10 protein-coding genes are annotated in these 12,850 nt (G+C 30.8%); all 10 read right to left on the reverse strand.

What is annotated here, in order from left to right:
* Positions 1 to 107: 107 nt before the first annotated feature.
* Positions 108 to 1,265, reverse strand: a complete 1,158-nt coding sequence (locus tag HM992_RS15525; protein WP_179320315.1) for a tetratricopeptide repeat protein — start codon at positions 1,263 to 1,265, stop codon at positions 108 to 110.
* Positions 1,265 to 2,785, reverse strand: coding sequence for a helix-turn-helix domain-containing protein (locus tag HM992_RS15530; RefSeq protein ID WP_179320316.1), 1,521 nt, complete (start codon positions 2,783 to 2,785; stop codon positions 1,265 to 1,267). The genes HM992_RS15525 and HM992_RS15530 overlap by 1 nt, the downstream gene beginning before the upstream one ends.
* A gap of 397 nt (positions 2,786 to 3,182) precedes the next feature.
* Positions 3,183 to 6,215, reverse strand: a complete 3,033-nt coding sequence (locus HM992_RS15535) for a T9SS type A sorting domain-containing protein (protein WP_179320317.1) — start codon at positions 6,213 to 6,215, stop codon at positions 3,183 to 3,185.
* 594 nt (positions 6,216 to 6,809) lie between these two features.
* Entirely contained in the window at positions 6,810 to 7,259 is a 450-nt protein-coding gene (locus tag HM992_RS15540) for a hypothetical protein (RefSeq protein WP_178984196.1), read from the reverse strand.
* A gap of 97 nt (positions 7,260 to 7,356) precedes the next feature.
* On the reverse strand, positions 7,357 to 8,730 hold the full coding sequence (locus HM992_RS15545; RefSeq protein ID WP_179320318.1) for an MBL fold metallo-hydrolase RNA specificity domain-containing protein: 1,374 nt from the start codon (positions 8,728 to 8,730) through the stop codon (positions 7,357 to 7,359).
* 15 nt (positions 8,731 to 8,745) lie between these two features.
* Entirely contained in the window at positions 8,746 to 9,585 is an 840-nt protein-coding gene (locus HM992_RS15550; protein WP_179320319.1) for an ATP cone domain-containing protein, read from the reverse strand.
* A gap of 52 nt (positions 9,586 to 9,637) precedes the next feature.
* Positions 9,638 to 10,471 carry a universal stress protein gene (locus tag HM992_RS15555; protein ID WP_179320320.1) on the reverse strand — a complete coding sequence of 278 codons (834 nt, stop codon included), beginning with the start codon at positions 10,469 to 10,471 and terminating at the stop codon, positions 9,638 to 9,640.
* Between the two features lie 47 nt (positions 10,472 to 10,518).
* Positions 10,519 to 11,361 carry a universal stress protein gene (locus HM992_RS15560; RefSeq protein WP_179320321.1) on the reverse strand — a complete coding sequence of 281 codons (843 nt, stop codon included), beginning with the start codon at positions 11,359 to 11,361 and terminating at the stop codon, positions 10,519 to 10,521.
* Positions 11,362 to 11,608: 247 nt separating this feature from the next.
* Positions 11,609 to 11,995 (reverse strand): hypothetical protein, encoded by a 387-nt coding sequence (locus HM992_RS15565; RefSeq protein ID WP_178984191.1) that lies wholly within the window; start codon positions 11,993 to 11,995, stop codon positions 11,609 to 11,611.
* Positions 11,996 to 12,007: 12 nt separating this feature from the next.
* Positions 12,008 to 12,847: a universal stress protein gene (locus HM992_RS15570; protein ID WP_178984190.1), complete on the reverse strand. Its 840-nt coding sequence runs from the start codon at positions 12,845 to 12,847 to the stop codon at positions 12,008 to 12,010.
* Between the last annotated feature and the right edge of the window lie 3 nt (positions 12,848 to 12,850).

Genomic DNA, 12,850 nt, shown 5'->3' on the forward strand with positions numbered 1-12,850 from the left:
AATATGATTAATACATATAGCTTAAGTCTTTATTTTTTCCCGAAATCTAATAGTCAAAATAAATACATAAAAACATGATTTACAACACTTTAAAACAATATATTGTGCTATTTAATTTTAATCGAAGGTTTTATGCTTTGAGTGCTTTCTATTTTTTGTTGTAGTGCTTTAATTGCGTTTTTGTTTTTAACTTCTATCAAAACAACGACAATGATGAAGGTTAATACAATTAAAATTAACAAGTAAATTCTATTTCTAAATTGCGATTGAATATCATTTAATTCTTCATTTAAATTTTTAGAATTTTCAATAATTGATACGCTTAGAGAGTTGCGTTCAGATTTTTTTATTTCTAATTGTGTCTTTAAAAATAGCTCGTAGTATTTTTGATATTCATCCCATCGGTTTAAGGCTAAATAATTCTCAAATAGCCCTTTGTATATCCCTAAGTTTAAAACTAAATCCCCTACATTTTTAGATTTATCTAAAGCAGATTGTAAGAGCAACACAGAGGCTTCATACTTGCCTTCTAATGTATGTACTTCTGCCATACCTTTTTCCGCAAATGAAACTAAGCTACTAGCATTTTCAATATTTGCTAATTCAATTGACTTATTAAAGCTCTCTTTTGCATTGGCATATTCCGAAAGTAATATTTGGCAATTTCCTTTATTATAATATCCTATACTTCTATTATGATGGTGTTTACCAAGTCTTTCGTACTCTTTTAACCCTTTTTCAAAAAACGCTATTGCAATATCACAATTTAAATTGTCCTTATATACAAATCCTTTTACTAGATAACTAGATGCCAAGGTTCCTCCAACAACATCTCTATCTGAATAATTTAAACATCTTTTTTCAACTTCCTCCATATACTCTATGGCCTTGTCATAAATTTTGAGTTGCTGATATAGAATTCCTGTTTTAAATAACATTTCTATTTGCAGTTTTTCATTATCAATTTGACTAGAAAACTCATTAGCTTTAATGATATAATCTAAAGCTTTTTGATAATCTCTTTTTGATGTGTAAGCTGTAGAAACGACCATTAACGCATTAGTCCTCGTTTGTATAGAATAAGAGCTATTGTCATAGACCGTCAAAGCTAATTCAATTGATCTGTTAGGATCTTTATAAACTGCTTTTGTAGCTTCTTTTACTAAACTGTCCCCTTGCTGTTCTGGTAATTGAATAGCAAAAAGAGAAGGTGTTATGAGAACAAACACACCAAGAAGCAAATAATATTTAAATTTCAAACCCATTAAGTTTCTTTATTATTTAAAATTTCCTCGCGTTCTATTTTTAGTAAATTTATGAATGTCGCTGGAGACATACCCACGATTCCCTTAAATACAGTAGTAAAGTTACTATGTGATGAGAAACCACTTTCATCGGCTAGAAAACTAATTTTATAATTTATGTAATTGGTATCATTTTTTAATTTTTCAATTATATAGTTTACTCTGAGTTTATTTATAAAGGTGTTAAAATTATCGTTATAGTTTTTATTAATAATTTCAGAAAGATACTTGGTGTTGGTTTCAAATTGACCTGCTAATAATGCAAGCGACATATCTTTACTTAAGTATTTTAACGATTTTTCAAAACGCTGAAGCTTTAATATAATATTTTGCTCGGTTTCTTCGGGTATTACTAAACGTTTATTGACCTGTTTCTGTACATTTTGTGTCGGTTTTACTTTTGTAAAAATATTCCGACTTACTTCTAAATAATTAATAATCTCTCTTTTACGCTTTTTTATGTTTTCGCTTTTTATAAGAATTAAAATCCCAATAATGATAATAAATATGGCAACTGCAAATGAAATGAATAAGTACTGATTGTATTTTGATTTGTAACTTTCTAGTTGGCTTTCTTCTTGTCTACTAATAATATTGAAATACGTATTAACAGATTGTTGCTCTATTTCCTCTATTGAATTATTTAGATTTAAAAACTTTTTATAATATACGTTATGTTGATTATTCTGATTAGATGCCAAATAGTTAATTGCTAAATCTCTGTGTATCTGCTCCAATAAAAACTGATTATCTAAAATTTCAGCAAATTGTAATGCAATAAATAAGGTTTCTTTACTTTTTTTAAATTCTTTATTCTGAAGATATAACAGTCCTGATTCCTTATAGGTTAAGGCTTTTTCATACAAGTTATTATTTTGAGACGTATTTAATAACTCAAATGTTTTATCCATATATACAAAAGCAGAATCGTACTGATTTAAACTATTATATGCTTTTGTAGTTAATAAATAATACGTTCTTTTTTCATTTTCGTTATTATCTAAAAAACTTTTAAATTGAATTTCCTTCTCTTTTAGCTCCGTTATGGCTTCATTAATCTTGAGCCTGTCTAGAAGCATATTTATATGTTCTAAAAAAATATGATATTCAAAACGGTCTTTTTCTAATAAAATTTCCGAATTTAAAGCTCTTGCTTTATTGAGACACTCTATAGATTGGGGATCTAAATATAGTTTTCGTAATAGTCTAGCTTTAATAATATTATTTTCTATTCGTGTATTTACATCTACTTCTTCTAATTGGTTGACCTCATCAAAGGCATAAACAATAGCATTATCATAATCCCCTTTGGCCATATAACTTTTAGCCAATAGCAAGTTAGCAGTTGCATTTTCATTAGGTTTTTGACTAATATTTAAGATGTGGTCTGCTATTTTTATAGCTTCAACCGGATTAGAATAAACGAGCTCTTCTGCCTTTAAAACAAGATCACTTTGTTGCGCATACAAATGTTTTGACAACAGAAGGTATAGAATTGTAATTACACAAAACTTTATTAGCGGATGACTGCTAATATTCTTTAATGTTTTTATATTTATTAAATTTAATATCATATTACAACTACAATGCAAATATTGTTTTCGACGTTATACTATTTAAAAATACAGCGCAAATAGACTATCTTTTTAGATAGAATTACTAAATAGCATCAAAATATAGGTATAAAAGTATTAAACAATACCTATACAACGTAACAATATAAATATAGATTTTTATTTCTAGCAAAAACACTTGCATAAAATGTATAAAAAAAGCAGCCACATGGGCTGCTTATTTTTTTTAAAACAAAACATGAGCTATAATCTAATATAGCCCATGTTTATTGATTTGCTATTAATCAATTGAGGTCATTAAAGTTTATTTTTTAACAACTTTAATCGTATTCTGAGAACCATTAGTAGTAATTGTAACAAAGTACACACCACTAATTAAATCCTCCATATTAATTGTTGTTTCTAAGCTATTAGGAGTAGCCATCTGAACTTTTTGACCAACAATGTTGTGCACACTAACATTTGAGATTGCGCTTGTCGCTTCAATCGTTAATGTATTTACTATAGGGTTTGGATAGTATTTAAATGTGTCTAAAGTATTTGAATCTAAATTTAATGTAGCATCTGGATAGACTAACAAATCAAAAGATTCAATAGTATTATTATCAAAACTAAAAATTGATATTAAATACGTGTTTCCTCCAACTAATTCTACCGTACGTTCACCTGAATTATAACAATATGTTTCAGCAACATAATTATTAGCTGTTAATGAACAATCATCTGTATTAAATATTGTGTAATTAGGATAACCCACAGTATTTGTAAGGTTAAAGTGATACGTACCAGTTTGGGTTGCTGTAAAGCTATACCAAATAGTTTTCGCTGATGACGCACAAGACTCAGATGATGGGTAGGAGTTTGCAAAATCACCAGATATCATGTTATCTCCATTAGCATCAGTAGACTCAGATAAAACTGTTGGTGTAGCACAGCTATCATTTTCAACAGGCGGTGGTAATTTAAATATACATAAATCGAAATCAATACCAGGTCCATCATCTCCAGATCTTACCATTACATAATAGCTTTCACCACTAGTTGCTGAAAGCACATAAGGATCAGAATTGTAACAATTTGTACTTTCTTCAACTAAAGCTCCACAAGTTCCTGAATAAACAGAGAAATATGAACTTGGATCTAACTGCGTTCTTTCAAAAGAAAGCTTGTATAAACCAGTTTCAGGTGCTGTAAATACATACCATACATCTTTATAAAAAGCTGTAAAGTCAGCGTTGCAGCTATTATCATCCGAAATTGTTGCTCCTACTGTAGTTCCAGTAATCTGGTTATCACAACTTTCATCTGTAGACACATTTAATACCGTAGCATCAGCACACTCATCATTAGCTGGAGCTGCAGGTGGTTCTTTTAAACAGATGTCAAAATTTTGAGCATATTCACCACTATTAGCAGAGCTATTTCTGATATAATACGTGTTACCTACAGTTAAATTATTTAATGTAATGTAGTTGCTAAAGGATGTCACACAAGCCAAACTTGTAAATGAACCACAAGTTCCTTCTAGTAATTCGGTAGCTTGTATTATTCCCCCATCTCCAATTACTGCAACAATATTAGAATATTCTAATATGATCGTTTCTTTGGTAGCTTCAAAGCTAAACCACACATCATTACTGTTTGTAAAATCACAATTTATTGGATTGTTAGTTGATTCTGAAGCTCCTGCATTAGTTGCGCTAGTAACAATCGCACAAGTACCATCTGTATTAATTGTTAAAACAGTACTATTTACACAATCGTCATTTGATGGTGGACAATAAAAGTAAATTGAATCTGAATAAGAACATTCAGTAAAACCATTATTAGTCAATGTAAATTCAACAGTAGTTCCAGTCGGATAAGGACCTACATTTACAATTCCAGTTGAAGTAATAGCATCGTTTGAATAACCAAAATTATCCGCTAAAGTTAAGTCTAATGCATCACCTAAATAGCTAATATCAACATCTACAGAAAACTCACCTGAATCACATTCAGCAACTGGAGTAACCGTAAATTCAGGATTAATACACTCATTTTGAGTAACAATCATAGAATAAGAAAATGTACCGTCATAACTTGCACGACTCAATACAACAAAATAAGAATGACCAGCCAATAAAACAACATCTGTAAGTTCCATTGTATAAGGTGGTGCAGATGCATAATTATCTCCTAACGTTGCGACACAATTTGAAGACGTATCAGGACACCCTTCCATAACGTGAATAGCTGCTGCATATTCAGATACATTGGCAAGACTAATATCTATTGACATATCTTCATCAGGTGTAATTTGATAGAATACATCATTACCTGTCATAAACGCTTCTGGATAACCACCACAAGGTCCTACATTAATATTATTTTCGTAGTTAGCAGTATCGTCATTAGCAACAATATATGGTAGTGTAGCTATATCTATTGGGCTAGAACATGTTGCTCCTGGTATTGGTGTTAAACGTGTCGTAAAACTTTCTTCTGTACAACCTGTTGCACTACCAATACCATTAAATGGTACAATATTTACAAAATATTCTGTCTCATAAACCAAACCTAAGCCGTCTAATGAATAACTTGTAGTTGCTGTAGTAGCTGCATCCACAATTTCAGTTCCCCCTGAAGTCGTACCCACAGAAACCGCATAGCCTGTTGGTAAACCTGTTGCAGCTTCCCAAGTTAAAACGGTATTTAAATCAGCACTTGCAGATCCATTTACAGGATTTAATAATACTGTATCGCAATTTGGCACTTCAGTTGCTATTTGCGTCATTGAAATATTATCTATTACAACAAATAATTTTGCCGTTGCAATTGTTGTTGCAGTTGCAACAAATCGCGCTTGAAAGTCACTACCCGCTGTAAGTGCACCTAAATTAGTCACTGGTATTGAATAACAATTATCAACATCGTTAAAAGCATAATTTGAATCATCTATAGTATATGCTGTAATCCAGTTGACACCTCCATCTAACGAGTACTCAAGAACAACACTTCCCCAACCTTCTGCTGGAGCACTAAATGTAATAGGCGGCCAAAATGTAGCTTGTTCAAGAATATTTACTGAGAAACTAACAGTAAGATCAGTATCATTAGTTATTGTAGTGTAGTTTTGAGTTGTAACAGTTGCTGATCCTGCAAACTCGAAACCTGTAACTAATGCCTTACCAGACCCATCACATACAAAACCAGGTGTCGCTAAAAAGTCGCCTGTTTGAGTCCAATCTGTCGGAAGCTCAAAATCTGGAACATTATTAAAATTTTCAACAATCTCTACTTGAGCGAATGCTGTAATGCTTAAGAGCATCATTAAGTACAAAGTAATTTTTCTCATTGGTTTTGGATTTTAGTTAATAGTCTGAGTTTTGTGTTTTGGTTAATATTTGAAAAGACCAATATAGGAATAGAAATACATTATATAAAGTGGTTGTTTTTAATATTTCCCGAAATACTAAAGCCAAAAACAACACCTAAAAAACTAATAAACAGACACTTAAAAAACAAACAGCCCTTTTTCATTGTATTAAACCTAAATTGAGCAAAATGTTGAAAATACCATATAAATATACAGGCTATCAAAACAAAATACTTGCTCTACAGATTCAATTAATAATGATATTAAACTAATTTTTTAACAAAAAAAATGCTTTAAGTTAACCTACTTAAAGCATTTATTACAAATAATTATCCGTATTAAACTAATAACAACAGCCCTTTAATCCTTCAGAATCAAAACTCATAGCGTCTTTTTTGTACATCGACATCTTCTTTGCGATTTACTAAAGAGATTAGAATAGCACCATAACCAAGATATTTTGGGCACAAAATATTTATCGCCTACATTTATCCACCGTTCAGTCAATAATGTTGAAAAACAATGGATATAAAGCAATACAATTAATAGAAGGCAAAATTGTCTTATGATATTTTATTTTCTATCTAGCAGAAGGTTTCTTTTTTCTTCTTTTTTGATGTTTTTTATAATATCAAAAAGTTGTGTTTTCAATGATTTGTACTCTTTTAAAAATTCTGAAATAGCAGTAATTAAATCCCGATGTTCATTGATGTATGTTTTTTCTTCTTCTTTTTGATCAATGCCATCTACCATTATTTGTAACTCATTTTCATGAATTTTAACAGCGTCTATAAGCATATCATTTTGCTTTTCAGATCTGTTAATGGCATCTACAATCTCTTTACTGTCAGAAAAATTGCCAGACGCTATTAATTGAGATGTAAATTCTGTTACTAAATCTTCAAAAAATAAATGTTCATCTTTGATAAATTTTAATTCGGACACCCATTCTTTGGATGCTGTGTGCATTTCTTCTGCACTCAACCATTCTACGTAGCGTAATGGTGTTTGTTTTGTTTTCATGATATATATGAGTTTTAGGTTAAACTTAATTTCACCTCTAAATTAATCGCTATAATCATAAACGAAGATGACAAATATCAGTTAATTGTTTACTTGTTTATATCACGACTTTTTCAACATCGGTCAATTTTGGAATAGTAGCATTCCAATTATATACCGCTTTTAATTTCACTCTAAACGCATCGAGTGCTGTTGGTTCTCCATGAATTAAATAGACATGTTCGGGTATATTTTTAATATTACTTACCCAATCTAATAAATCTTGCTGGTCTCCATGAGCTGATAAACTTTCAATACTTTTTATAGTTGCTTTTACGGGATAGTATTTACCAAAAAAGCGAATTTCGTGAGCACCTTCTAAAAGTTGTCTGCCACGTGTACCTTCTGCCTGATAACCAACTAACAGTACTGTCGTTGTTGGCTCTTCTATAAGTTGCTGCAAATATGTAAGTACGCGTCCTCCTGTAACCATACCACTTCCTGCGATAATAATTTTAGATCTTTTATTGTCAATGGTTTCCCAAGTTTCTTTATACGATTGAATAATATTGACATGATTGCACATGGCATTATAATCTTGTATCGATAATTTATGCCATTTAGGAAAACGTTTAAAAACATCTAATACATTATTACCCATTGGACTATCTACAAAAATGGGAATATTAGGAATTCTATGTTGTTGATACAACTTCCAAAGAATATACATGAGTGTTTGTAATCGCTCTACGGCAAAACTTGGAATAATAAGATTGCCTTTTTTATCTAAAGTCTCTAGTACGATATTTGTGAGTACATCTTCAATATTATCTTTTGGATGTAATTTATTACCGTAGGTACTTTCTATAAATAGAAAATCTGCCCACTCTGGTTTTTTTGGCTTATGAAGTAAATAATCATTGGATCTTCCAATATCACCAGAAAACACAAATCGTTTGCCATTGATGTCAATATCTATGAATGTAGATCCTATGATATGACCATTATATTGAAAACGACATGAGATATGTTCTGATAACTGAATCCATTTATCCTCTGGCACAATCTCAAATTGTTTTAAGGTGTTTTCAGCGTCCTTAATAGTATAAAATGGCGAAGCAGGATTGTGCTTGCTAAATTTTTCCTTATTGGCTTTATCAGCTTCTTCTTCGTGAATTTTGGCACTATCCCTTAAAATAATTTCTGCTATAGCGAGCGTTGGTGCTGTCCCTTTAATTTTACCTTTAAATCCTTGTTGTAATAAGCGAGGTAAATAACCAACATGATCTAAATGACCATGAGTTAACAACACGACATCAATAGAAGACACATCTATAGGCAAATCCTCCCAATTGAGTTCTCTTAATTCTTTTAGACCTTGAAACATACCGCAATCTATCAGTATGTTTTGTTCTGACGTTTCAATTAAAAATTTTGATCCCGTCACAACTCCTGCTGCACCCAAGAAATTGATTTTTACAAATTTTTCCATGATTCAATTATTTAATTAACCACACAATTGAGAAATTTCACTTAGAATTTTCTTTTTCCGCGTCTCGGAAACTCCAAGATGGTCTAAATAAAACTTATCATTTATTAAATCTCTACACAGTACCACCGACCGACTGAGAAGGAATTGTTTTTCTCTCTGACTAAGCAGTGTAGATACGGTTATAGGATATAATCCTAATCGGTCTATCCTATCTTTTAAACCATTATCTGGTGGATAATCCCAACTCAATAAATACAATCCACAACATTTACCGTATTGCAAGGCATCTTTTGTAAACCGTGTATTGGTTACCACCCAACCCGCTGTAAGTAATACTTTATTTTTAGAGTTTTTGTTCCAGTTGGCTTTTACATCTTTAAATCTTGAATTAATATATAAAGGAATTTTTACATTACACTTAAGCCCTTGTTCACTATGAAATTTGCATTCTATAACGGTTGACTCTGTATTTTTATGTGCGATGACGTCGATTTCGTGTGAGACACATTTACCTTGTAAAGTTTTACCAACCTCCGTTTTGTAACCTGAATATTTTAAAATTGCACTTACAAAACGCTCAAAAGGAAAACCCGTTGGTCCTAATTCATAAATGGCCTTTTTAAGTTTATATTTTGAAGCAAAATGACTTTTATTCTTTTTAAGTAAAGAAAATGCTCTGTTGTAAATTTCTTTTGTTGAAATATTTTGATACAATTCATCTTGCACTTTATCTAAAATAGGATTGACAACCGCATCATCTGCTCCGGTTCTTTTTAGGGAAGTGCGTAATTTATCTAACGAAAATTTCACTTTTTCACCAGAGTATTTAATAATGTCTATATCTTCAATATTCATAATTCAAGTTTTAAAAGCATTACCAAAATCGCTATTAGCAACAAAATATATATCAGACTATGCAAGGAATAACTAAAAACGGCACTTTTGGATTGAATCCAATTTTATGCACTACAGGTTCGTTCATTATATTTTCAATAACGCTATGTTTATAGTTTATCATCACGAGCATATCAATACCAAGTTCTTCGATAAAATCATTTATTTCTTCGTGCTTTTTTGCGTAATCTGGCATCCAATGAAAGATGTGCGGATGGTTTTCGAGGTGTACTTTTAACATAGATAAATTATAATCTTGTGTACTCGTTAGTTTGTTATTTTTAGTTATATGAACAATTCTAATTTTAGAGTTATATAATTCTGCTAAGTCTTTTATAGGTTGTAATTCTTCGCCATAACACCTGTTAAAGTTAGTTGGGAATGCAATTTGTTTTGGAGCCATAAATTCAAACTCATCGGGAATGACTAATATTGGACACACCTTTGTTTTTAGCGTGTTAACAGTATTACTTCCAAAGAATAACTCTTTTGTTTTAGAAGCTCCCTTTGTACCCATTACAATAAGATCTATAGTATGATTTTCTACTGCTGTTTCAATGGCCTTCTGTAAACTATCGTTGCTTAGGATAATTTCAAAACTATGATTCGCATTGCTATCAGCACTCTCGGACATTTCTTTTAATTCAATTAATTGTCTCCATGCTTCATCTTTTATCTCATCTACATATTTTGCTGTGATATAAGTCCTATCCGTAGTGTTTGTCGCTGACCAAGCGTGTAAAAAATAAAACTTACATTCTACCTCAGCATATAATTTTAGTGCATAAACTGCTGCGCTCCAGGCATTATCTGAAAAATCCGTGGGTAATACAATGTGCTTTACCATGTCTATAAGGAATAAATTATTAATCTATAAATAAAATCAGAGAACATTTATAGCTCTGACGGAATTACCAAAAAAGGAACATTTAACGTGAAACCAATCTGATTAATCGTGTTTTTAAAGAACAGATTCTCAAAGAAAGAATGCTTATTATTTATCATCACTAAGAGATTGATTTTCTGTTTTATTTGAAATTGATTGATAGCATTCGTTATTTCCATGCTTTCAAACTGATGAAACAAAAAAGCAGAACTTTTAAATAACAATTCTAATCTTTGTTTATTTAATACTTGTTTCTCATTAAGTTCATAACCTGTGGAAACATGTAAAACATTTAATCTCGCATGGTTTGAAGCCACTAATTCTTTTAGAATTTTAAGGGAAGACTCTTTATACTCAACATCTAAATCGGTTGGGAATAAAATCTCGTGAGGTGCTTCATAAGAAAAGTTTGATGGCACAGCCAAAACAGGACACTTCACTTCTTTAAATACGTGTACCGTATTGGATCCAAAGAGCACTTCTTTTGCTCCTGTAGCTCCTTTAGTTCCCATAACTACAAAATCAATTTTATGTTCCTCTACAAATTCTTTAATGCCAGAAACTAGGGTATTGAATCTTGCAACGGTTTCAAACTTATGATTAGGGTTATTATAGGTCTCATTTAGAGTTGATGCTATAGAATTCAAATTATTTTGTGAAGTGGTTCTAACAGCATCACCTAAACCAAATTGGGCGGGATAACCAAGAACATATTCTACATTGTAAATAACAGGTGTATACGCATTAAACAAATAAAAAGTACATTCTTCGTCTTTTAATAATTGTACAGCGTAATTTATTGCATTCCGAGAATTTTCGGAAAAATCGGTGGGAAGTAGAATGGATAACATGATAATTGTTTTAAAATTCTCTACTAAAAGTAAAGCGTTGAAAAACAAAAAACAATGATATATATCAGACAGAATTTTTCAAAAAAAGCATCCAGTTAAAAATAACTGGATGCTTTCATTGATTAATAGCAAACATTATAGTTATTGTAATAATAACTAATCAAAGTTAATTTCTCTTTATATTAAAAGACATGATATATATCAGTAATTAATTTAATTTATAATATTATTTATCTAATTAAGGACTTTAAAAAGGCACAATATTATAAGCTACATTAAGTAAAAAGACGCCAATCAAAAACAATAAGGTATAAATCACTTGCACCATTTTTATATTAATAATCTCTAACCAATATACAGTTGGTTTGGGAAACATAAACAAGGCCAATCCAAAAAACAAAGATGTCCAACCTATAAGGGTAATGATTAGTTTATAATTAGGTTCCCATATATTGTGAAACAGCGTATTTAAGAGTCCCACAATTATGGCTACAAACGAAAAAATAATTAAAAATTTTTGATCTTTAAGATCGTTAAAAATCTGCTTAATACGTTTTGGGTTTAGACTTAAAATTAAAAAGAAAATAATAAGGTACCATCCCCAAAACTTTGCTAAAAAAATTGAATTGTCCATAATTAAAGTATTTTATTCATGTAAGACCAAAAATGGTATATTGGTGTGATACGTGATTTTTTCTACATTGGAATGAAATAATATACTCTGAAAATAATTGAGATTCTTAGCCACCATAACAATCATATCAATATCTCTACTTTCAACAAAGCATTGTATAGCATCTTCTACTTTTCCATTTGTTAGAAAATGAAAACTAGGTTTAAATTCTTCAAAATAATCGTTTAAAACATCTTTATTTTCAAGTTGTTCTGTATTTAATTGTCCCCCTTTTTTATGAATATGTATGATACGTAAACTTGCTTCTAACGTTTTTAAGATATTGGTAAAAGTCTGAAGCGGCAATAAATCATAAGAAAGATTAAAATCTGTTGGAAATGCAATTTCCTTAATGGGTTTATATTTAGCATCCTCTGGAACCACTAGAGTTGTACATTTCACTTTTGTAATAACATCACCTGTATTACTTCCAACAATATATTCTTTAAGCCCTGATGCACCTTTAGTCCCCATCACTAAAAGATCTATCTTTTTTTTGTTAACATATTTTCTAATAGATTCTAAGAAAAAACCATGATCAGTTAAGGTATAAAACTTATGGTTTTTATTAGGCTTGTGCTGTTCTCCAAGTTCTTTAAGTAAGGTTCTTAATTTTTGCTTTGAAGGTTTAATATAGATATCCTCAATTTGATCTGCAGTTGGCACATAGCCCGTATCTCCTGCCATAAAGGTATCTACTCTACTAACGTGAAGCAAATAAAAATTGCATGCAACTGGTTCAAAAAAGTCAATGGCATAAGAAATGGCATTCCACGAGTTTTCAGAAAAATCTGTTGGTAATAAAATGTTCATCGT

Origin of the sequence: Winogradskyella helgolandensis (assembly GCF_013404085.1) — a bacterium.
Taxonomy (GTDB): Bacteria; Bacteroidota; Bacteroidia; order Flavobacteriales; family Flavobacteriaceae; genus Winogradskyella; species Winogradskyella helgolandensis.